Origin of the sequence: Simkania negevensis Z, from assembly GCF_000237205.1 — a bacterium.
Taxonomy (GTDB): Bacteria; Chlamydiota; Chlamydiia; order Chlamydiales; family Simkaniaceae; genus Simkania; species Simkania negevensis.
Genome location: NC_015713.1, coordinates 1,728,423 through 1,752,133 on the forward strand (window position 1 = coordinate 1,728,423; position 23,711 = coordinate 1,752,133).

Genomic DNA, 23,711 nt, shown 5'->3' on the forward strand with positions numbered 1-23,711 from the left:
AAAATCAGCATATCAGATTTGAAATATGTTTGAAATTGCAAAAATTTTTCCCTTATTTCTGATTTCTCTTTACCCTTTTTTTATAACATCAGTCGCTAATCGCTTCGTTTCCTTCGAGTTGAATTTTTCCGAATTTTTTTTTTGTGTTTTGTGAGATTTTTCTGTAGACTTTTGGAAAGCGACTACAATATATAGTGGGTTAACAGTTATCTCCAGTACAAGATGTAGTAGAAGGGCAAAATAACAAAAATTCAGAATTAATCTGTTTTTTGTTTTGAAAATGAAGTTTTTATGATCAAAAAATTCTAAAGCGAGTTTGTAATATGGTAAAATCTAACACGTCTGATTCCGACACACAAGGTTCCTCAAATCTGCTCAAATCGGTTTCCAAAGGTGTTCTTCAAGACAATGTGAAAGCTGCAGAAAATATGTGCACCGTTGTGAAGCGAAACGGAACCATTGTTCCTTTTAGACAAGAACGGATCACGCGAGCAATTGAAGCGGCATTCCGTGACACGAAAAAAATTGGAAAAGAGACCCCTCTCTCTCCCGACATTCAAGAAATGATCGAAGAGGTGTCGAATCAGATTGTGAAACAAACTCTCGAGCTTGCGACAAAAAATGTTTCTCTAACCGTTGAAGGGATTCAAGATCTTGTCGAAGTTACTCTTATGAAAAACGGACAGCACGATGTCGCCCGCGACTACATTATTTACCGCGACCACCATAAAGCTATACGTGAAGGTGATCCTCGCCGTTTAAAAATTCACCGTAAGGATAGTGAAGCATCTGTCCGCTTCAACCCAATCAAAATTGCTGCATCTATCGAAAAAATTTTCCGCCGCGTCAATAAAATTGAAGCAAGCACTCCTGATGACATCATCGAGACTGTCAACGTTTTGACACAGCAAGTCGTTGCTGGCGCTGTTGCCCTTGCAAACGATGGGGTTGAGCTCCACATTCATCATATTCAAAATCTTGTAGAAGAACAGCTCATGGCAGCTGGCTACTTCCAAGCTGCTAAAGATTATATCCTTTACCGCGCCGACAAAGGACAACAAACTCCTGCAACAGCTGAATCCCCTCTGAAGAAAAAGAAACGACGCCAAGCGAAAAAAGACGAACGCTCATTCCATTTCCTCAACGCAAAAGGTGAAACTCACACTGTGACTGAAACTGAACTGCTTGAAAAAATCGACCACGCTTGCCAAGACTATGAAGAAATCGCACCTCCAGAAGAACTCCTTGAAAGTACCATTTTAAATTTCTACGAAGGGATCAAAGAAAAAGAAGTCGACCAAGCTCTGATCATGGCTGCTAAAGCAAAAATTGAAAAAGATCCTGCTTACTCAACCATTGCTTCCCGTCTACTTCTTGACGTGATTTATCGTGAAACCCTCGGCATCGAAGCAACAGACCCCAAACTCGAAGAAAAACACCACCAGTACTTCAAAGAATATATCGAGCACGGCATTAAAATTGAGAGACTCGACCCTAAACTTAAAGAGTTCGATCTAGAGACGCTTGCTAAAGCAATGAAACTCGAAAGAGACGACAAATTTAAATATCTTGGGATGCAAACCCTCTATGACCGCTATTTTATCCATGATAATGGACGTCGCATTGAAACGCCTCAAATCTTCTGGATGCGTGTCGCAATGGGGCTTGCTCTCAAAGAAAAAGAAAAAACCAAATACACGATTGAGTTCTACAACGTCCTTTCTCAATTCCACTACCTTTCTGCCACACCGACACTCTTCAACTCGGGAACCACCCATTCTCAACTCAGTTCTTGTTACATCTCTACTGTTATGGATGACTTGGAACACATCTTTAAAACCATCTCCGATGACGCTCAACTTTCCAAATGGGCTGGCGGACTCGGGAATGATTGGACAAATGTCCGAGGCACAGGGGCCCTTATCAAAGGAACAAATGGACAAAGCCAAGGGATTATCCCCTTTCTTAAAGTTGCCAATGACACTGCTGTTGCCGTCAATCAAGGTGGAAAGAGAAAAGGAGCTCTTTGCTCTTACTTAGAAACATGGCACATCGACATCGAAGACTTTCTCGAACTCCGCAAAAACACGGGAGATGAAAGACGTCGTACACACGATACTAATACTGCCAACTGGATTCCCGATCTTTTCATGAAGCGCGTTAAAGAAAACGGCCACTGGACACTTTTTAGTCCCGACGAAGTACCAGACTTGCATGATCTCTACGGGGCTGCATTTGAAAAACGGTACACTACATATGAAAAAATGGCAGAAAGTGGCAAGATCCGCCTTTATAAAAAAGTCGAAGCGCTCCAGCTGTGGCGCAAAATGCTCAGCATGCTCTTTGAAACAGGGCACCCTTGGATCACCTTCAAAGATCCTTGCAATATCCGCTCACCTCAAGACCATGTTGGTGTCGTTCATAGCTCTAATCTCTGCACAGAAATCACACTCAATAACTCACGTGAAGAAACAGCTGTTTGTAACCTAGGTTCTGTCAACCTCGTTGAACATGTTACTGAAAAAGGACTCGACGAGAAAAAACTTGCGCGTACAGTGCAAACAGCCATGCGTATGCTTGATAACGTGATCGACATCAATTTTTACCCCATTCCAGAAACCAAAAGAGCCAACACCACGCATCGCGCGGTTGGACTTGGTTTCATGGGTTTTCAAGATGCGCTCAACATCCTTGGCTTAAGCTACGCAAGCCACGAAGCTGTTGAATTTGCTGACAAGAGCATGGAGATGATTTCTTATTACTCCATCCTCGCTTCAAGTGAGCTCGCAAAAGAACGGAACCCTTACCCAAGTTATAAAGGTTCAAAGTGGGAACGCGGTCTACTGCCAATTGACACCATCGATCTTCTCGAGAAAGAACGGGGTGAAAAGGTTGAAATGGACCGCTCCACTTCACTTGATTGGCGCAAAGTCCGAGAGTCAATTCAAAAACACGGTATGCGTAATAGTAACTGTATGGCCATTGCCCCAACGGCAACTATTGCCAACATCACTGGGGTGAACCCGTCGAACGAACCCATTTATAAAAACCTCTACGCCAAGTCGAACCTTTCAGGTGAGTTCACTATTTCAAATCCCTACCTTGTTGCTAAGCTCAAAAAGCTCAAGATGTGGGATGACGAGATGATCGATGACCTCAAATACTTCGATGGATCGGTTCAAGAAATCGAGCGCCTTCCAGAAGAACTTAAAAAACAATTCTTAACTGCGTTTGAGATCGACCCGGAGTGGATCATTGAGTGTGGCAGCCGCCGTCAAAAATGGATCGACCAAGCGCAATCTCTTAACCTTTACCTTGCAGAGCCCAGTGGAAAAAAACTCCACAACATGTACATGCTCTCTTGGAGAAAAGGACTCAAAACCAATTACTATTTGCGTACAACTGGCGCAACCCAAATTGAAAAGTCCACACTCGACATCAACAAACGGGGGCTTCAACCTCGTTGGATGAAAAACGAATCGCCCTCAGCACGCATTCAAGTACAAAGAGAAGAAACGACACCAAAAGAGGTGCCTGTGTGCAACCTCGAAGAAGGCTGTGAAAGTTGTCAATAATAGGAGACTCCCATGCATAATAAAGCAACCCTTCCTGAACCAGAAATCAAAGACGGCGAAGCAAAACGCGCCAAAGCCAATGAGAAACGATTGATCAACTGCACCACAGTTGACGTCAATCAACTCATGCCCCTGAAGTACAAGTGGGCATGGGAACACTACCTCAATGGCTGTGCCAATCACTGGATGCCCACCGAAGTCCCCATGGCAAAAGACATCGAACTATGGAAATCCAAAAACTTAAGTGAAGCAGAGCGGCTCGTGATCATGCGCAACCTCGGCTTTTTCAGCACCGCTGAAAGTCTCGTTGCGAATAACATCGTCCTCTCAATCTACAAGTTTGTGACAAACCCTGAGTGTCGCCAGTACCTCCTTAGACAAGCCTTTGAAGAAGCGATTCACACGCATACTTTCCACTACATTGTCGAGTCTCTCAATCTCGACGAAGGAAGGGTCTTCAACATGTACAACGAGATCAACTCGATCCACGCCAAAGATGCCTTTGAGATGAAGCTAACCGAAGACCTTCTCGATGAATCCTACACCACTTCGACACAAGCCGGAGCGCAAAAATTCCTCGAGAACCTGATTGGTTACTACATCATCATGGAAGGTATTTTCTTCTACAGTGGCTTCGCAATGATCCTTTCTCTCCACCGCCAAAACAAAATGGTTGGAATTGGTGAGCAGTTTCAGTACATCTTGCGTGATGAAACGGTCCACCTCAACTTTGGAATTGATCTAATCAATGGAATCAAAGAAGAAAACCCCGGTCTTTGGAGTCCTCAGTTCCAAAAGTACATCACAGACAAAATCAAAGAAGCTGTCGAACTCGAAGTGCAATATGCGCAAGACTGTCTCCCTCAAGGAATCCTAGGACTCACAGCCCCTATGTTCCGTGAGTATGCACAGTACATTGCAGACCGCCGCTTAGAGCGCATCGGTCTTCAACCACAATACAAATCGCGCAATCCATTCCCTTGGATGAGCGAAACAATTGACCTTGGGAAAGAGAAGAACTTCTTCGAAACCCGAGTCACTGAGTACCAATCTTCAGCATCACTCAGCTGGTAAACTAAAAGCGGCAGCTCTTACTGCCGCTTAATTCATCTAAATGGAATGACCTCTTCGAGTCATCAAAAGTTGAGAGGCAAATTCAGGCCGACTAGAATTCTCGCGGTCAATTTTTCAATTTTCTTGAGTATATACTCGTTCGACTTGAAACTTGGAGATTTGATGGCATCAGCTTTAATTCAACATTTTCATTCTCGCTAATGCCTTGCCTCTTCATTAATGGTCACTCGTTCCGAATGAAAATGTTGATGAGCCTTCTTGTCAAATTCTCTAAGCTTCAAGAGTCATGAGTATATTCCCGTCTCTTTCAAAAATATTATATCAAAACTAAAAAAGTTACATTCACAAACTTCTTATAAACAGATGCTTATGATTAAATATATATTTAAATAGTTAAAAAACAATTACTTATAAATTTAAATATTAGTTGATAAAAAATTTAATTTATATTATAATTTTTTATAAAAAGGGGAGATCTATGAGCGGTATAGAAATAATTAATTCTTGCTTTACTAGCTTTTTCAACACTACAAATTCCTTTGATCCTGTTATTGCAGATAACAATACGCTGTCTAATATTGTATGCGGTATCGCACTTGCGTTTTTTGCAGCAAAAAGCGTTTACGATAACTTTAGCTGGTCTAGAGTCATACCAAGTCAGCCTTCAATCGAAAAAGAAAAAGTAGAAGAAAAGCAGGAAGAAGAAGATTTTGCTCTCATTGCAGAGAATTACGAGCCAAAACCCCCTTCAGAAAAGCTTTCAGATCCTCTCAACGTCGCAGTCATCGAAAAAATAAATCAAACTCGAGAGGAAGGAAAAAAAGTAATCCTTGTGATTGGAAGGCATGACGCGGAACCTCTTCCTCAAGACGAGAAAAATACGGTTTATGTTTCATTAGATGAACAACCACGCTCAATTGTTCCCCCTGCTGAAGGTCGGCTACACCTACAAATGGACTTCAATTCAAAACACGATTTTTCACCACTCCATGGTTTATTTGATACTGTCATTGTAGACTTCAGCACACTAAAATTCCTTGATAATTGGGACATATTAAAACCGCTTCTTCACCCAAATCCTAATTCGACTCTGATTACTGAGCTACCTACTGTTTGCTACAGTGCAAAAGATGACGAGAACAAAGCTAAACGCTTAGAAAATCTGCGACGCCCTCATTTTTATATCCCATCTGATGAATTCCTGTATCCAAGCCTCGCCGAACCAAGAAAAAAAATTCAGCTTACCGAAAAAACAAAGTATCTGAAAACTCTTTTCGAAAGCGTCGAAATTCTTGAAAATGCACCCTATCCAACTAGAACAGAAGAAGCGTTTGGACAGAGACATCCATTAGGTCAAGGGCTAACAGCAAATCTATTCGTGATGACAAATCCCCTTCCAAATGCAAATGTTCATAGAAGATCGACGTAGCAACTCTGAAAGGATACAGGATCTTTCAATTAACATTTAGACAGCTAAATTTAATCTGCTGAGACATTTGTTGAGAGCAGTCCATTTAATTCGCCTCATTCCCTCTAAAAAGAGAAAGTCTTTTATATAAACTACCCTAATATAGCCTCAGCAGAAATAGGTTGTTAGTTGGTTTTTAAAGCCGTTTCTGCATCTTTGATCGAGGGCTCAATATAACGTTTAATATAATCTGAAGAGCTTCCAGATGAAGAGACAAGCTTTTCTAGAGCGCTAGTAAAATAAGAATAGCTTGTTACTTGAATTCCACTTGTGTCGCCTTCAATTAATCCCGCTTTATTTAATCCACGGATCAAGATATCCATTTGAGGGCTTTTCCTTTCGTTTTCAGGCAATTGATTGAAATCCTTCGCAAACTGCTGCATAAAAGAGTGTGCAACGTCTTGTACATTAGGATCAGATACATCCCATTGCTGGTCACTAAAATTATTTAACATTGTCTGTAGTTCTTGCAAGTCGTTATCAAATTGATCTTCTGGAGTAAAATCTTGCGCATGTGGAGTCATAGAAACATAATTGGTGCTGGGAAGAGAAACAGTTGACATCATAAAACCTCATTTTAGTTAAAAATTAATTTAGATACGCTGAATAAAACGTTACAAGATGATCACTTTCTCATTGCGGCGAGAATTGCAGGATCTAAGATTGTTCGAATGACTTTTTTTTGTCCTGGCATCACAAGGCCATCAAGGGCATTTGAAAATTGACTCTGATAAGGAGAGACAGAGATACCATCTGTATTTCCATCGACTAAACCATATTGAGCCAAATCTCCAATCAAAGTTTTCATCTCGGAGCTCTTCCTTTCGTTTTGAGGCAGTTGATTGAAATCATTTGCAAACTTCTGCATGAATGAATATATGCTGTTTTGAAACTTATCACTATGAAGAAGATCTGGATTGTTATGGATCGAATCTAAATAAGATTTTAACTCTCTCAGATCAGCATTGAAGGATTTTTCTGAAGAAAGTTCAACTTGATTTGAGGGTTGTGTATCAACGACAACTCTTTGAATGCTAGACATATTGAAACCTCTATTTCTTTTTATGTTTAACAAAACTGGAAATAAAGGCGTGCATGAGCGCCTAAAAGAACCAATTTTGTCTAAATGGAGTATCCAAACAAAAGTTCTTTTCGTATATCCCAATACACCTAGCTTATAAATATTATATTAATCAATTATTAATTAATTTTAAACTTATTTTTAAAAAGAAATACAAACATCTAGCTCTTATTTGCTTAGAAATGAGACCGATGAGATTGTTTTTTAAACTACTGATAATAAGTGTTCTGAAACTAAACATGAGATCGATCTTCTCTCCTTCTCATCAAATCCTCCACCCTTTCATCTAGTATAGATTGATCCAAGCGGTTTTGCACATAGCTTGCTCCGAACCCACGGTTACTTTAAAATAGGGCAACTTGGGTTATAATAATTTAAATCAATAGGCTGCTCAATAGCGATCAGACTTTTTTCTCCAAATTTCTTGTTCCAATGCTTGAAGAAGATCATGTTCAGTTCTATCAATTTTTAACTCTGAAATAATTGATTTGAAATAAGGAAGAAGTTCTTCTCGAACTTTAATAGCTACCTCATTTTCATAGAGAATCATCAAGTACTCAATAGCGCATTCTTCGCAGTCATTTCGCAACTCTTCACGCACTAAATTGAGTATCTCAGCTTTTAATTCATAAATAACATCTTGATTCCATTGGGCAACAACATTTGTCATGATCCAGTAACACCATGTCGAATCACTTGACCAGGAGATAAACACCTCTTTTATTAAGGGAACAACCTCAGGCCCTCCTTCTTCTAACACACTTGCAGCAAATCCTGCTGCAGGCCAATTTATATCTTGTAAAAACTCTAATAGATTAGCAGTATAGTTCTTTAGTTTCGCAAACCCAAGGTGCAATATTAAAAAGCCGGCTTGAGTATTTTTAATGTACTTCTTTGAAGTTAACTCCTTCAGCTGAAAATGAGTTAAGCAATTGATTTTATTTTGAATATCTATCGGAATATTCTCAAAAAGCCAGTCCATCCCTCCTATTACAACCTTTAATTCCACTAGTTGGACTAAATCTAATGGAGACAAATTGATAACAAAGCAGGGTTGAAGTGATTGAAAATATGAGAGAAGCTCCTGCTCTGTTAGAACTTGATTCTTAGATAGCATTGCTAAAGTTTCAATCACATCATCACTTTGAGCAACTCTTGAACATCCATCTAATATATGAGACTTTAAACCTTCGGCTAACTCATGACTACACCCATCTAGAAGCGCACATAGAAACCAAAACCAACCCCATGTATCCCATTTTGAGGCCCTAACAGCCCTTTGGATAAAAGGTAGAACATCTTTGCCACCATCTTGTAGCACTTTGATAGCATTTCTTGAAGCAACACCATAGTTTTGAGAAAGTTCAATGAGTCGAGGAATATGATTTTTTAGTTTCTCATAGCCTAACTTCTCAATTAGTCCAGAAACTCTATCGTCTCTATAATAATTAGTAAGAATGAGTTGGATCTGATCTTCGGATAAGTTGTCTTGTTGTAAAATTATGTTTTCTAATAAATCATTTTCCATAGAGGTTCTTTAAAGATAAGGATGTACGCAAACTTGTATTGGATAACCAGCTGCAATGAGAATCATTTATTCTCTGTGGAATTAATATAAAGGATATGCATTTTTCTAACTATAAAATCAGTACAAACACCGCTCATGGAAAACAATTAAGAAGTTCTCTTTCCTAAAAAATAGTCTTTTCAATAGGATGGTACACTGCTCACTACTTAAAATAGGGTTGCGAAACATGAAAAAACTACTCATTGCCCTTTGCTTAGGGATTTTCTCTATCACTCAAACTGTGCAGGGATCGGAAAAAGCATATATCTATGACGAAAATAAAGACCTGATCGAAATTCACTACTTAAATGGTTACAGAAACCCAGGAGAAATTTTGGTCAATCTTCTATGCGCTGAGGGGCTCTGTTTTGAAGATCAATTTAGTTTTGGTAAAGTAACAAATGGCTGGCAATGCAAAATCATTTGCCTTCCTGTAGAAAACTACATGGTTTATCAAGATGAAAAGTCACTCGAGCATATAGAAGTTTTAATCAAAGCAAGCAATCTAGATGAGCCTGGAAAAATTGAAGTTCAGGTGATCTCGTCCATCCGTTTTAAAAGTAAGCTCGATGATGAGGGAATCGTCCGTCAAACAAATCAAAAACGCACTACTACTTCTATCGTGACATGTCCTGAACTTTCCTTAAGTGAAAGCCCCTTGTACTATTGCCATGATGAAATTGGAAGTGATGTTTCGGTTGGTTTTGTACATCAATAACCTTTAAAGGGGGATGCTTTTTAATCATCTTTTTTTTATTCTTAGGCTCTTCGGTTAATAGGAAATGAGAATGAATTTAACACCAATCTATCAAGTGGGTGATACCCACGGAGAATTCACTGTTACAAAAGTTTTACCCATTGAAGAGTTGCAAGTTGTTCTCTACGAATTGAAACACAATTTGACAGGAGCTCAAGTGATTCATTTGGCTTCTGATGACCATGAAAACCTCTTCTGCATTTCATTTCGAACTCTTCCAACAGACTCGACTGGGGTTGCCCATATTCTCGAACATACGGTACTTTGTGGATCGAAAAAATACCCAGTGAAAGATCCCTTTTTCTCGATGTCTAGACGGAGCTTAAACACGTTTATGAATGCGATGACGGGATCTGACTTTACGTGTTATCCTGCCGCGTCCCAGGTGGAAAAGGACTTTTACAATTTGCTTTCCGTCTACTTGGATGCGGTATTTTTTCCTGAGCTCAAGGAGCTCAGCTTCATGCAAGAAGGGCATCGACTAGAGTTTGAACAAGCAGATGATCCGACAAGCCCCCTATTATTTAAGGGGGTCGTATTCAACGAAATGAAAGGAAGTCTCTCTTCTCCAGAAACCCGTCTATGGCAAGGAGTCATGGAACGTCTCACCCCTGATTTAACCTATGCGTTCAATTCCGGCGGAGACCCTGTTGAAATCCCCTCTTTGACTTACGAAGGGCTGAAAAACTTCCACGGGAAGTTTTATCATCCTTCACATGCTCTTTTCTTTTTTTATGGCAATTTTCCACTTGATAAGCATCTCGACATGATCGAAAAGCACGCTCTGAAAGGGATCCAAAAAACTCCTGATCTTCAACCTATTCCCCACCAAAAACGGTTCGTGAGTCCTCGAAAAGACCAAATGTTCTATCCATTGAAAGAAGAAGATCTAAAGAAAAAGACCTATATTGCTTTTGCATGGCTTACAGCAGAACTGAAAAATCAACAAGATGCTTTGGCACTTGCTGTCATCGATTCGATTTTAATGGAAACTGATGCTTCTCCTTTAAAGCACGCAATTCTTAAATCAGAACTTTGTACTCAAGTTGATGGGTATCTCGATACCGATATGAGTGAAATCCCCTATGCGATCATTTGTCGCGGCGCTGATCTAGAAAATGCTGAGGGGCTAGAAAAAGTACTGTTTGAAACATTGAAGGATTTAGTCGCTAAAGGCATTGATGAAAAGCATTTGGAAGCTGCCATTCATCAATTGGAATTTAGTCGACTCGAAATTACCGGAGATTATGGCCCATTTGGACTCACACTTTTCATGCGCTCAGCATTAGCAAAGCAGCATGGCTGTCCCCCAGAAAACGCTCTCATGGTTTATAATCAGTTTCATGAATTGCAGGAAAAAGTCAAAGATCCACGCTATTTGACAGGACTCATTCAGAAATACTTGATCGACAATACTCATTTTCTCCGCCTTGTCATGGAGCCAAGTGCAACACTCGATGATGAGGAAGCGGAAGAGGAAAAAGAGCGTCTTAAACGGATCCAAGAAGCTCTTTCAAAAGAAGCAAAAGAACGCATTGTTCAACAAGCTGCAGAATTGCAAAAGTTCCAAGAAAAAACTGAAAAGCAATCTATCGAATGTCTGCCGAAAATTGAACTCGTCGACGTCCCAAAGGACGTCCCTGATTTCCCATTGAGACACGAACAGCAAGATCAACTATCTGTCTTTATTCATGAGTGTTTCACGAATCACATCGTCTATGCCGACCTGATATTTGACCTTCCCAAAGTGACGCTAGATGAGCTGCCCTACCTTCAACTTTTAGTGACATTACTTCCTGAACTCGGTGTAGGTGATCGGGACTACACAGCAAATTTAGAATACATCAATAGCTACCTCGGCGGATTTAGTGCAACATTGCAAATGCACCCTCAAATTACGGATTCTTCTGTGCTCAAACCCTCTTTTGGATTTAGAGGGAAAGCTCTAGAGCGCAACACTGACAAACTCTTTTCGCTTTTTTTGGAAATCTGCCATTCTCCTCGCTTTGATGAAAAAGAGCGGATCAAAGAACTCATTCTTCAGTTGCACACGGCTCAACAAAATCGGCTGAACCGTCAAGCTATCTCGTACGCCATTCAACAATCACTTGCACCTTTGTCTTCTTCAGGAACCATTGGCCAAAAAATGCAGGGGCTTGACTACTTTAAGTTCATTCGTGACCTTGTGAAGGATATCGATCAAAAACTTCCTCAACTTCAAGAAAAACTTCGTGAACTTTGCAACCGTTTGTTCCACTTCAACATTCCCCACCTTGTTTTAAGTATCGATGCAAAGCAGCACCATTACTTAGCAGATCACCGCTATTTTGGGCTTGGAGATCTCCCTTCAAAACCCCTTGATCTATGGGAACAGATTCCTCCTGTAGGAGAGAAAAAGCCCGAAGGACGCATCATTTCAACTCCCGTTGCTTTCTCGGCTTGGGGCTTTAAAACGTGTACAGCCCTTCATACGCATGCGCCATCGCTGAGCCTTGCGACAAACTTGATGGAAAACACCTACTTACACCAAAAAATTCGAGAGCAAGGTGGAGCCTATGGTGCTGGAGTCAATTACAGTCCATTGACAGGACATTTTTATTTCTATTCGTACCGCGATCCTCACATTGCATCAACTTATAATGCTTTTAAAGCAGGACTCGAGCGGATTGCAAACGGAGATTTTTCAAGTCGAGAGTTAGAAGAAGCTAAACTTGGTCTTATTCAAGACTCTGACACCCCTATCTCACCTGGAAGTCGCGCTATTGTTGCCTACTCCCAGTTCCGCGAAGGGCGGACAAAAAAAGTGCGACAAGACTTTCGTGATCATGTTCTTTCTATAGATAAGAAAGAGGTCAAGGAAGCTGTGAAACAGGAGTTGCAAGCCATCGCTGATCAAGGACTCTCTGTAACTTTAGCAAATGAAAAACTCTTGGCTAAGGAAAATGAAAAGCTTTCTCCTCGCCTCTCTATTCTGCCTATTTAATCTAGGACTATTTGCCGCTTCTCCCTTTGTTGACGTGGCAACATTGGCCTGTTTTTCAACTGTCTTAGTACATGCTGGAGAGCAAAAAGAGTGTGGATTTATTGTGCGAGGAGATGGACTCGTGATGACTCTTTATCACAATGTGAAAGGGGCTGCTTCAATTCAAGTACGTTTGCCAGACCGTACTTGGGCAAAAGCTCACCTTTTTTTTGGAGATTTGGAATCAGATGTCGCTCTTCTAAAGCTTGAGGCACGTGACTTAGTCCCTTTGCCACTCACTACGACTTTTCAAATTGGTGAGTGGGCTCTAAGTGCAGGAATTCCCTTTCACAAAGGGGTCACTGTAAAAAAAGGGATTGTGGCATCGGTCGAAGAAAAAAATGGCAAAGACTTTTTGCTTGTTGATTTTCCTTTCAATCCTGGTGATTACGGTGGCCCTCTTTTAAACTTAGAGGGAAAGGTGATCGGAATGCAATTTGCCAATACGACAACCCATGACGTGTTTGGCGTGATCATTCCAACTGAAACTTTGTTAGACATTGCTCTCAAATGGGGAGTATTTCTATAATGAAATCTTAAGGCAAAGGAGAAAAGAAAAATGAAAAGATGGATTAGTGGACTACTCTTAACTCTCATATTTATTGCACCTCTTGAAGCAAAAGCTGGGAAAATTCCCGCGGCCTATCAGCCTGAGCGTTATCCATCACAAGAGATGGGAACAGGAAAACAATTTTCTCGTCCTTTTATCGATGCTGCAAAAAAAGCCACTCCTAGTGTCGTCTACATCCAAGCAGAAGGGGTTTCAGATGGAGGACAAGATCCTTTCGAATTTTTTAATGACGATTTCTTCAATAAGTTTTTTGGAGCTCCCCCAAATAGACGCCGCGCACCCCAACCTCAACTTAGTCAAGGATCAGGTTTTATCGTTTCTCCTAATGGATACATTCTAACAAACTACCATGTGGTTCGTGGAGCACAAAGAATCACCGTTCTCTTGCACAATGGTATGAAAAGAGAAGTTTCTGCGACCTTTGTCGGAGGAGACGACCGTACTGATGTCGCAATGATCAAAATCGATGAGCAGATTGAGGGAGAATTTCCCTATCTAGAGCTTGGGAACTCAGATGCAGTCGAAGTTGGTGAGTGGGTCCTAGCAATTGGGAATCCCTTCCAGCTAGAAGCTACAGTTACAGCTGGAATCATCAGCGCAAAAGGACGCCAAAATCTCCAAATCACCGACCTCGAAGACTTTCTTCAGACTGATGCAGCGATAAACCCAGGAAATTCAGGTGGCCCCTTAGTTGATCTAGATGGAAACGTCATTGGAATGAATACGGCAATCGTTTCTCGATCAGGGGGTTACATGGGAATCGGATTTGCCATTCCAAGTAACATGCTAAAAAATATCAAGGAACAGCTCATTGAAAAAGGATCTGTTTCACGAGGATTTTTAGGTGTTTCACTTCAACCGATTGATCGGGACTTAGCAGAAGCCTTTAATTTGAAAAAAGCTGAAGGAGCTCTAGTTGTCGATGTTGTCGATGGATCTGCTGCTGACAAAGCAGGACTGAAACAAGGAGACATCATCACGCATGTGAACGGCAACGAGGTGAAAAGTCCTGCAAACTTACGTAACGATTTGATGCTTTTAAAACCGAATACTAAAGTGACTCTGACTGTAAATCGAAATGGTCAAATTCTCGCGATTCCAGTTATTCTTGGAACCTATGGTGAAAGTACCTACTCATCAAGCACAACTTCTTCTGCAGTTCTCGGGCTCACTGTTGACAACCTTACTCAAGATCACATTAAGGCATACGGACTCCAACCGACCGAAAAAGGTGTGATCATTATGGAAGTGCATCCCAATTCTCCTGCAGCTCGCATTGGGCTCAAGGTAGGAATGATTGTGATGGCTGTCAACCATCAAGAAGTGAACAATGTGAAAGACTTTAACGAAACCGTTGCAGCGATCGGTCCAAACCAACGTATCCTCTTGCTTGTGAAGCAAGGATCAATGGTGCGGTTTTACTCGTTAAAAACGACGAAATAACGATGGCAAAAATCTCCCTTTTATTGCCCACTCGAGAAAGGCTTGCAAAAGCGCAAGCCTTTTTGCAAACAGTTGTGGAAACAGCTGATGACCTTTCTCAAGTGGAAGTCATTGCAACACTTGACGATGATGACACCCCAAGTCACGAGCTCACATCCCCTCATCAAGCTTTAGCATTGCATAAGGTGATTGGCCCCCAAACCACCATGGGCGCTTTGAATACGCGCTGCTTAAAAAAAGCTACGGGTGAGATTCTAATGCTCGTCAATGATGACATCTTGATTCGAACCAAGTGCTGGGACACCTATCTGATAAAGGCAGCAAAAAAATTCCCCGACGGCATTTGTATGATGCACACACAAGATGGATATAAAGATGCATCCTTCCCTCTTTTTCCCATCTTGACACGGAAAGGAATAGAGCTGATTGAAGATCCCTACCCCAGAGAGTATTGCGGTGATTGTATCGATTCCCACCTCTTTGATATTTTTCTCCGCTTGAAAGATTTGGGCGAAAATCGGATTGTCTACATCCCTGAAGTGCTTTTTGAACACATGCACTTTAGTGTGGGCAAAGCCCCTATCGACGCTCTCTACCAAAGACGTTCACGCACGAGTGGAAATCAAACGTTTTACTCTTATTGGAAACAGCGTGAACAAATTGCTCAGCTACTCTTAGCAAAGATCCATGGAAAAGAAGCTTCTCTAAAACCTTTCCCCTTTATACGACAAAATAGTTATTTGCTTCTTTTGAAATCATTTTGGCAAAGTCAACAAACGTTTAATTTTAGATTAAAATATTTCGCGTATCATTTGCTTAGAGAAACTTATATTCGTTTTCGTTTAGATAAGATTAAAGCTCACCTCAAAAAAACTTGACTTTCTCACCTAAGACTTAGAAAATAGCTCGTTTTGAGAAAGGCGAAAGAGAAATGAAAGTACTTGTTCCAGGTGGTGCCGGCTATATCGGATCTGTTTTAATTCCGATGCTGCTGAGCGAAGGACATGAAGTGATTGCCCTTGATAACTTCATGTACAGCCAAAGTAGCTTGAATCACGTTTGTTACCACCCCAAATTCTCCATTGTAAAAGGAGATTTGCGCGATAAAGAGGTCTTGCAACCACTGACTAATTGGGCAGATGTTGTGATTCCACTAGCTGCACTTGTTGGGGCCCCTCTTTGTAAACAAGATCCCTTCACTGCAACAGCGGTCAACCACGATGCAACCATTCACCTCATCCACTCTCTTTCTCCCTCGCAAAGAATCATCATGCCCACAACAAATAGTGCATATGGCACAGGAGATGAAAACAATTTTTGCACAGAAGAATCTCCCTTAAATCCCATTTCGCAATATGCGCAAGAAAAAGTGAAAGTCGAAAAAGCTCTCATGGAGCATCCAAATGCCATTAGCTTTCGCCTTGCAACAGTGTTCGGCATGTCCCCACGAATGCGCATTGATCTTCTTGTGAATGACTTTGTTTACCGCGCAGTCCACGACCGAGCCGTCCTCCTTTTTGAAAGTCATTTTAAGCGAAATTACATCCACATCCGTGACGTTTGCCGCGCATTTCTCTTCGGCATACAGCATTTTGATGAGATGAGAGGCGAAATCTACAACGTTGGCCTTTCAGATGCCAATTTGTCCAAGCAAGAGCTTTGCGAAAAGATCAAAGAGCACATCCCCTCTTTTACTTTTGTCGATGCACCAATTGGACAAGATCCCGATCAACGTAACTACATTGTTTCCAATGAAAAAATCCATCAAGCAGGCTTTTATCCACAGTTTTCTTTAGATGCTGGAATCGAGGAGCTGATGAAAGGCTACAACATGATTCGCAATGCGGTTTATTCAAATGTTTAAACTTCTCAAAAAGTCTCAGCGTCAAAGAGCAAAAGTTAGCCTCATCTTGCTCGATTGGAATGTTCGCGAAAGTTTTCACATTTGTCATTATCTTAGATCGCAGACAGTTTCCCGAGACTCTTTTGAAATCATCGTCCTAGAATATTACTCTCAATTGACCGAGGCAGTCAAAAAATTTGAAGAAGATATCGATACATTAGCCGTCTTAGGCATGCCGGATGGATGTTACTATCACAAACACTTGATGTATAACATCGGCGCCCTTCTTGCCCAAGGAGAAATCATCGTGATTTGTGACTCAGATGCGATGGTGAAACCCACCTTCATCGAATCGATTCTTCAATTTTTTGAAACCTACCCCAATCATTTTCTCCATATGGATCAATTCCGCAACCATCGGCAAGACCTCTACCCCTTTTCTTACCCCTCATTTGAAGAAGTGATTGGCCCAGGTTGCATCAATTATTCAGACGGGAAAACAACTGGAGTTGTCGAAACCTCTGACCGGTTACATCGGCGCAATTATGGCGCTTGCCTTTGTATGAAACGAAAAGACTTTTTTGCAATTGGGGGTTCCGATGAACATGTCGACTTTGTCGGTCATATCTGTGGTCCGTACGATCTCACTTTCCGCCTGTGCAATGCGGGAAAAGAAGAAGTTTGGCACGAAGAAGAATTTCTTTATCACACCTGGCATCCAGGTTCAGATGGCATTGGGGAATATCTCGGCCCTCACGATGGATACAACGTGTCTTCAACATCCCTTGAAGCCATTTGGACAGGAAGAATATTGCCTCATGTTCCCCACCCCCTTATTATCAAAATTGAGCAAGGGAAAACCGTGACAGAAGAGGAGATTTTAAAAGAAGGAATCAATGACACACACCGGCAAATGACCGACCTTTCTTTTTTAAAGTCTGCAAAAAGCTATGCTGAAAAAACATATCGTTTCCCTCTTCCTAAACACTCTCCTCTTTCAAGCCTGCATCAGCTGCAATTCACCTTCATTTCTCTTTTTCAAAAAGTCTATGGAATTTTGAAGAAAAAGATTTCTCAGTCACCCCATGCGTCACCCAGCTCTCCAAACGTTCGATTCACCCTTCCTATTTTGAAGAAAAAGATTTCAAAGCTTTTAACTCAAGCTAAGCAAGAGTGGCTCACAGTCACTCAAGCAACTTCAGGGCGCAAAGATTTATGGAACGCCATTTCTCGCTTGTACCATCAAAAAAAACCACACTACATTGTCGTGAATTCAAAGCGCGATTTGATGATCCTGTCAGAATTTATTTTATGGCAGGGTAAAATGGTGCTACGCCCGCACAATCAGATCAAGCTTCTTTACCTTAACGATCTTCATGATGACAAGATCAAAGAGCTGCTGCAAACAAGACCCCAGCTGCACCTCACTGCAAACACCGTAAATGAGTGGAAACAAATGGATCAACTGAAAGATTTGGAGTATGAAACATTATGACCGAGATACTCTTTATTAATCCCGGCGCAATGCACACTGTTTACCAAGAGCTTGGAACCTCTCTTTCCGCAATTGAACCTCCCTCACTAGCAGCCCTTTTTGCAACCTATGTTCGAAAAAAAGGGGCACATGCTGCCATCCTCGATGCCCCAGCTTTAAACTTGAGCCCTATGCAAGTAGCGCAGTGGATTGAAAAAGAGTACAACCCGACATTAGTTGTCATGGTAGTTTATGGGTTTCAACCCTCCGCATCCACGCAAAACATGATGGCTGCAGGAGAAACGTGCCGAGAAATCAAAAAGAGAAACCCCTCTCTTAAGATTTTAATGACGGGAACGCACATTGCTGCTCTTCCCCAACGGACTATGGAAGAAGAAGCTGTGGATTTTGTCTGCAGCGGAGAAGGTCCTCAAACCATTTGGGGAGTGTATGAATGCTTGAAAAATGGCTCTACGCAATTTGACCGCGTTCCCAGCTTGCTTTACCGAAAGGGCAGAGAAATTGTCGCCACTCCGAAAGGACCTCTTCTAGAAAACTTAACTGAAGTCATGCCAGGCGCAGCCTGGGATCTTCTTCCTATGGAAAAGTACCGCGCACACAACTGGCACTGTTTTGAAAACATTGACGAGCGACAACCTTATGCTTCGCTCCACACGTCACTCGGCTGCCCCTACCGATGTTCCTTTTGTTGTATCAATGCTCCGTTTGGAGGCTCTTCTTATCGGTTATGGTCTCCTGAAGCAGTCATTAGTGAAATCGACCTTCTCGTCAATCGGTATGGAGTGAAAAACATCAAGTTTGTCGATGAGATGTTTGTGCTCAATCCGCGTCATGTCAATTCGATTTGTGACCTTTTGATTGAGCGCAATTATGGACTCAATATCTGGGCTTATGCCCGAGTGGATACAGTCCGTGATACTTTTTTAGATAGGCTTAAGCGGGCCGGTATTCGTTGGCTCGCGCTTGGGATTGAATCGGGCAGTAAACATGTACGTGATGGGGTCGAAAAAGGGCGGTTTGGTGCCGAAGACATCTTACGCGTGGTGAAAAATATCCAAAATGCCGGAATCAATGTGATTGGTAACTACATTTTTGGTCTCCCAGACGATACAAATGAAACCATGAAAGAAACACTCGATTTAGCCCTCTCAGCCAACTGTGAATTTGCCAATTTTTACTGCGCCATGGCTTATCCAGGATCAAAGCTCTACACTCTTGCAATTGAAAAAGGGTGGGACTTGCCAACCGAGTGGATTGGTTATTCCCAACACGCATACGAAACGCTTCCCTTAAGAACAGATACACTCACAGCAGCCGAAGTCCTTGAATTCCGTGATAAAGCCTTTCACACTTACTACTCAGACCCTCGCTACCTCTCTTTCATCCAAAACAAGTTCGGAAAAAAAGTCCTGATGCATATTAAAGAGATGAACAAAATTAAACTTCGCCGTAAAATCGTAGAAAATGCCTTAGTAGTGGAGACATCCTTCTGATTATCTCAAAGACCCCCTTCCGCATCTCTTTTTTTGGCGGAGGAACAGACTACCCCGCATGGGTCCATGAGCATGGCGGCGCAGTCATTGGTACGACCATCAACCAATATTGCTACATTAGCTGTCGCTTTCTCCCTCCCATTTTTGATCACAACTACCGAATTGTTTACTCCCAAACCGAATCGACTCAAACCATCGAAGAAATTAAACACCCCGTTGTTAAAGCTGTTCTTTCCTATCTCAACTTCGATCATGATCGCCTAGAGATCCATCATGACGCTGATCTTCCAGCTCGAGCCGGACTGGGTTCCAGCTCAGCTTTTACAGTTGGACTATTGAGCGCGCTTTTTAGCATCCGAAAACAGACAATTGAACCACTTAAGCTCGCGCGACTCGCTATCCACATCGAACAAGAGAAGCTCCGAGAAATTGTCGGCTATCAAGATCAAACTCTCACTGCCCACGGCGGTTTTAATCGAATTGATTTTCTCCCTGACGGAACAATCGATGTTGCCCCTGTTTTTTCACCGCTCCTTCCCAAGCTTCAAAATCACTTAATGCTCTTTTACACAGGCCATTCCCGCTTTGCTTCAGATGTGGCCAAATCCAAAGTTGTCAATTTCAAGAAAAACGCCAGCCGACTTCACCGACTCCGCGAAATGGTCGATGAAGCAACAGATCGGCTCCAAGGAGGAGAAAAAGAGATCCTCTGGTTTGGAGAATTGCTCGATGAAGCTTGGCAACTCAAGAAAGGGCTCTCAGACAAGATTTCAAATGATTCGATCGATGAGATCTACTCGCGCGCAAAACAAGCAGGAGCTCTCGGTGGAAAAATTCTTGGAGCAGGTGGAGGTGGTTTCATGCTTCTCTTTGCTCCTCCAGAGTTGCAGCCCCAAGTAAAAAGCGCTCTTTCAAACATCCCAAAGCTGTGTCACATTCCATTCGAATTTGAAGATCATGGAAGCCATTTTCTTCTCGATCGTGAGCACGATTTTACCCTTACCAAATTACACTCACCCGACTTTTGAAATCGTTTGAATATATCGTACTTGGGTTAAAAAAACGCTTCATATAAGATCGTTTCCTATGAAATACGCATATACAGGAAAAGGGATCTCTGGTCTATGTGACCTTCTCCCCAACTTCACCTCACAAGACGTCAAAGTCATGTTTCGCAAGATGCTTCGTATCCGCATGATCGAACAGGCCATTGCCGATCGGTACCATGAAGACCAAATGAAATCTCCCATCCACCTTTGCATAGGACAAGAAGCTATCTCTGTTGGCTGCTGTGAACTTTTACAACTGGAGGACAAAGTATTTTGTGGCCATCGCACACATGGACCTTACCTTGCAAAAGGGGGAAATTTGAATGCCATGCTCAGCGAACTCCATTGCCGCAAAAATGGATGCGCTGCTTCCCGTGGAGGTTCGATGCATCTTATCGATAAACAGGTCGGAATGGAAGGCTCTTCTGCAATTGTAGCCGGTATTCTTCCGATTGCAACAGGTGCCGCCCTTGCTGCAAAACAAAAAGGGTTAGATCAAGTGATTGTCGTCTTTTTTGGAGATGCTGCAATCGAAGAAGGAGCTGCCTGGGAAAGCTTTAACTTTGCCAAACTCAAAAATCTTCCCATCTTGTACGTGTGTGAAAACAACTATTACTCGGTATGTTCTCCTCTTGCTTATCGTCAACCTCCTGAAACTTCGATTGCAAACAAGGCTGAAGCCTTTGGTCTAAACAGCCAATCTGTTGATGGGACAAACGTCCTTGCTGTCCACCAAGCCACAGAAAAAGCTCTGACAATAATCAAGAAAGGAAATGGCCCTGCATTCATCGAAGCCCACGTCTACCGTTGGCGCGGTCATCACGGAGCAAATGAAGACACGCGACTTGGGTACCGCTCTTCTGAAGAGCTAGACTCTTGGAAAAAGGTAGATCCTCTTCACCTCCTCGAAGAATTGAACATCATATCAGACAATGAACTCACGAAAATGAAAGTTGAAATTCAAAATGAAATCGAAGCTGGATTTAGACATGCACTTCAAAGCCCTTTTCCTGACAAAACTGACCTTCTCACTCACGTCTATGCAGGAGCAAACTGATGCTTTGGGATGAAAAACTCGTGCAGCAAAACGCTGCTCTCATGGACGCAGCTCCGCAAGAGCGCACTGCGAGTTACGTCACAGCGCTACATGAAGCCCTATCCTACAAAATGGAAACAGATCCCTCTGTCTTTCTTCTCGGACAAGGAGTGGATGATCCAGGGGCTATGTTTGGAGTAACCAAAGGGTTCAAAGAAATTTATGGAGATCTGCGCGTATTTGATACTCCTGTTTCTGAAGAAGGAATGACAGGAATTTGTAATGGCGCTGCCATGTCGGGCATGCGACCTGTTTACTTTCACAACCGCCCCGACTTTCTCTTACTTGCGTTTAATCAAATTGTGAATCACGGGAGTAAAATTCATTGGATGGATCATGGAAAAAACCGAGTTCCTCTTGTGATTTGGTCAGCCATTGGGCGAGGTTGGGGCTCAGGTCCACAACACTCTCAAGCAATACAAGGGCTTCTTTTAGGCGTTCCCGGCATCAAAATTGTCATGCCAAGCACTCCTTATGACGCTAAAGGGCTCATGATTGCTGCAATTGAAGATGACAATCCTGTCCTCATCTTTGAACACCGCTGGCTGATGCGCCGCGAAGGATTTGTTCCTGAAGAGCCCTACAAAATTCCCTTGGGGAAAGGAATCATCCGTCAAAGTGGTCATGACTGCACGATCGTTGGCACATCGCACGCTATCGATCTCGCTTGGACAGCTGCTAAAGAGCTCAAAGAAACGCGTAACATTCATGCTGAAGTGATTGATCTCCGCAGTATCAAACCTCTAGATGAAACGCTCATTTTAGATTCGGTTGCGAAAACAGGTAAACTGCTCATTGTCGATACGGGTTGGGCCCTTGGTGGAGTTGCAGCAGAAATTGGATGCCTCGCCTGCGAAAAAGCCCTGCACCATTTAAAAAAGCCGGTGAAGCGGATCGGTCTTCCCGATTGTCCATCTCCTGCAGGAGATGTTTTAGAAAACCTATATTACCCTAATCTTGAAACCATGAAACAAGCGATAGAGGACCTGATAAAGTGACCTACGAACTCTCACATAACTCTTGGGGAAAAGAAGAACTGAAAGCCATACAAAAGGTGATCGACTCGGATCGGCTCACCATGGGCGTTGAGGTTGAAAAATTTGAGCAAGCCTTTGCCAGCAAAATGGGAAGCCGCTACGCCGTCATGACAAACTCTGGTTCGTCAGCCAATCTCATTGCCGTTGCTGCGTTTTGCTTCAAAAAAGACCGCCCCTTAAAAGCGGGCGATGAAGTGATTGTTCCAGCTATTTCTTGGGCAACCACTTACTTTCCCCTCATGCAATACGGACTTAAACTCCGCTTTGTCGATGTTGAACTCGATACTCTCAATATGGATGTTTCTCAGCTCGAAGCGGCCCTAACCCCCGCAACACGAGCCGTTGTCGGAGTCAGTATCTTGGGTAACCCTTGTGCTCTCGATATTCTCCGCGCCTTTTGCGACAAACACGATCTTCTCTTTTTTGAAGATAATTGCGAATCCATGGGAGCGACCCTTCATGGAAAGCAATGCGGCACCTTTGGAGACATTGGAACCTTTAGCTGTTTTTTTTCGCATCATATCTCAACTATCGAAGGCGGCGTCGCCGTCACAGATGATCTCGAGCTTTACCATCTCATGCTCGCTCTCCGTTCACATGGTTGGACACGCCACTTACCCGATGTTTCCCCTATCTATGAAAAAAATCCAGACGACTTTTTCGAAGCATACCGTTTCATCGTTCCCGGTTACAATGTACGCCCCATCGAATTTTTTGGAGCGATTGGCTCCGAGCAACTCAAAAAGCTCGATGAATTCATCGCCATTCGTCGTAAAAACGCCGAACTTTGGAAGGACCTTTTTGCAGACGATGAGAGGTTCATCATTCAAAAAGAAAACGGAAAGAGTACCCACTTCTCATTCACATTGATTCTCCATCCCAACCTTTCACTGCCCCGCCAAGAAGTCTTAGATGCCTTAAAAAAACATGATATCCAGTTTCGGATCATTACAGGTGGGAATTTTCTTCGTCATGATGTGATCAAGTACTGTAATTATAGCTGCGCACATGAGATCGTGAATGCCAACATCGCACATGACCGGGGATTTTTTGTCGGTAACCATCCACGTGATCTTCGCGCTGAAATTGAAAAGTTTCACAAGATCCTATCTGAAGTCACAACAGCGTGTGTTTAGCACT

General features: G+C 42.4%; 19 protein-coding genes. 15 read left to right on the top strand and 4 right to left on the bottom strand.

Going from position 1 to position 23,711, the window contains the following annotated elements; genetic code table 11:
- Nucleotides 1-323: 323 nt before the first annotated feature.
- From SNE_RS08515 to SNE_RS08525, 3 genes are all read left to right on the top strand, one after another.
- On the top strand, nt 324-3,575 hold the full coding sequence (locus tag SNE_RS08515) for a ribonucleoside-diphosphate reductase subunit alpha (protein WP_013943999.1): 3,252 nt from the start codon (nt 324-326) through the stop codon (nt 3,573-3,575).
- Nucleotides 3,576-3,587: 12 nt separating this feature from the next.
- Nucleotides 3,588-4,649, top strand: coding sequence for a ribonucleotide-diphosphate reductase subunit beta (locus SNE_RS08520; protein ID WP_013944000.1), 1,062 nt, complete (start codon nt 3,588-3,590; stop codon nt 4,647-4,649).
- 478 nt (nt 4,650-5,127) lie between these two features.
- Entirely contained in the window at nt 5,128-6,078 is a 951-nt protein-coding gene (locus SNE_RS08525; protein WP_013944001.1) for a hypothetical protein, read from the top strand.
- Between the two features lie 164 nt (nt 6,079-6,242).
- Here SNE_RS08525 and SNE_RS08530 read toward each other — a convergent pair whose 3' ends face one another.
- The 3 genes from SNE_RS08530 to SNE_RS08540 form a co-directional block, all read right to left on the bottom strand.
- A complete protein-coding gene (locus tag SNE_RS08530; protein WP_148258996.1) occupies nt 6,243-6,683 on the bottom strand; it encodes a hypothetical protein in 441 nt (146 codons plus the stop codon).
- 59 nt (nt 6,684-6,742) lie between these two features.
- On the bottom strand, nt 6,743-7,159 hold the full coding sequence (locus SNE_RS08535; protein WP_013944003.1) for a hypothetical protein: 417 nt from the start codon (nt 7,157-7,159) through the stop codon (nt 6,743-6,745).
- 430 nt (nt 7,160-7,589) lie between these two features.
- Entirely contained in the window at nt 7,590-8,726 is a 1,137-nt protein-coding gene (locus SNE_RS08540; RefSeq protein WP_013944004.1) for a DUF5071 domain-containing protein, read from the bottom strand.
- A 226-nt stretch (nt 8,727-8,952) separates the two neighbouring features.
- Here SNE_RS08540 and SNE_RS08545 point away from each other — a divergent pair, with 226 nt between their 5' ends.
- The 8 genes from SNE_RS08545 (at nt 8,953) to SNE_RS08580 (ending at nt 19,389) form a co-directional block, all read left to right on the top strand.
- Nucleotides 8,953-9,483, top strand: a complete 531-nt coding sequence (locus SNE_RS08545) for a hypothetical protein (RefSeq protein ID WP_013944005.1) — start codon at nt 8,953-8,955, stop codon at nt 9,481-9,483.
- Between the two features lie 70 nt (nt 9,484-9,553).
- Nucleotides 9,554-12,505, top strand: coding sequence for an insulinase family protein (locus SNE_RS08550; RefSeq protein WP_013944006.1), 2,952 nt, complete (start codon nt 9,554-9,556; stop codon nt 12,503-12,505).
- On the top strand, nt 12,465-13,073 hold the full coding sequence (locus tag SNE_RS08555; protein ID WP_013944007.1) for a S1C family serine protease: 609 nt from the start codon (nt 12,465-12,467) through the stop codon (nt 13,071-13,073). Before SNE_RS08550 ends, SNE_RS08555 begins: the two co-directional genes overlap by 41 nt.
- A 30-nt stretch (nt 13,074-13,103) precedes the next feature.
- Nucleotides 13,104-14,558, top strand: coding sequence for a Do family serine endopeptidase (locus tag SNE_RS08560; protein ID WP_013944008.1), 1,455 nt, complete (start codon nt 13,104-13,106; stop codon nt 14,556-14,558).
- A gap of 2 nt (nt 14,559-14,560) precedes the next feature.
- Nucleotides 14,561-15,436 carry a glycosyltransferase family 2 protein gene (locus tag SNE_RS08565; RefSeq protein ID WP_013944009.1) on the top strand — a complete coding sequence of 292 codons (876 nt, stop codon included), beginning with the start codon at nt 14,561-14,563 and terminating at the stop codon, nt 15,434-15,436.
- Nucleotides 15,437-15,489: 53 nt separating this feature from the next.
- On the top strand, nt 15,490-16,422 hold the full coding sequence (locus SNE_RS08570) for an NAD-dependent epimerase/dehydratase family protein (RefSeq protein ID WP_013944010.1): 933 nt from the start codon (nt 15,490-15,492) through the stop codon (nt 16,420-16,422).
- Nucleotides 16,415-17,896: a glycosyltransferase family 2 protein gene (locus tag SNE_RS12370; protein ID WP_013944011.1), complete on the top strand. Its 1,482-nt coding sequence runs from the start codon at nt 16,415-16,417 to the stop codon at nt 17,894-17,896. The genes SNE_RS08570 and SNE_RS12370 overlap by 8 nt, the downstream gene beginning before the upstream one ends.
- Complete coding sequence (locus tag SNE_RS08580) at nt 17,893-19,389, top strand: B12-binding domain-containing radical SAM protein (protein ID WP_013944012.1); 1,497 nt, start codon at nt 17,893-17,895, stop codon at nt 19,387-19,389. The genes SNE_RS12370 and SNE_RS08580 overlap by 4 nt, the downstream gene beginning before the upstream one ends.
- 5 nt (nt 19,390-19,394) lie before the next feature.
- Here the strand turns inward: SNE_RS08580 and SNE_RS13350 are convergent, their stop codons facing one another.
- Complete coding sequence (locus SNE_RS13350; protein WP_013944013.1) at nt 19,395-19,643, bottom strand: hypothetical protein; 249 nt, start codon at nt 19,641-19,643, stop codon at nt 19,395-19,397.
- A gap of 12 nt (nt 19,644-19,655) precedes the next feature.
- On the opposite strand from SNE_RS13350, the gene SNE_RS08585 reads away from it, so the two are divergent.
- Genes SNE_RS08585 through SNE_RS08600 form a run of 4 tightly spaced genes read left to right on the top strand, consistent with a single transcriptional unit; the run spans nt 19,656 to nt 23,707 of the window.
- On the top strand, nt 19,656-20,417 hold the full coding sequence (locus SNE_RS08585; protein ID WP_269453439.1) for a GHMP family kinase ATP-binding protein: 762 nt from the start codon (nt 19,656-19,658) through the stop codon (nt 20,415-20,417).
- Between the two features lie 58 nt (nt 20,418-20,475).
- Nucleotides 20,476-21,495, top strand: coding sequence for a thiamine pyrophosphate-dependent dehydrogenase E1 component subunit alpha (locus tag SNE_RS08590; RefSeq protein WP_013944015.1), 1,020 nt, complete (start codon nt 20,476-20,478; stop codon nt 21,493-21,495).
- Nucleotides 21,495-22,532 carry an alpha-ketoacid dehydrogenase subunit beta gene (locus SNE_RS08595; RefSeq protein WP_013944016.1) on the top strand — a complete coding sequence of 346 codons (1,038 nt, stop codon included), beginning with the start codon at nt 21,495-21,497 and terminating at the stop codon, nt 22,530-22,532. Before SNE_RS08590 ends, SNE_RS08595 begins: the two co-directional genes overlap by 1 nt.
- A complete protein-coding gene (locus tag SNE_RS08600; RefSeq protein WP_013944017.1) occupies nt 22,529-23,707 on the top strand; it encodes a DegT/DnrJ/EryC1/StrS family aminotransferase in 1,179 nt (392 codons plus the stop codon). Before SNE_RS08595 ends, SNE_RS08600 begins: the two co-directional genes overlap by 4 nt.
- Nucleotides 23,708-23,711: the final 4 nt, after the last annotated feature.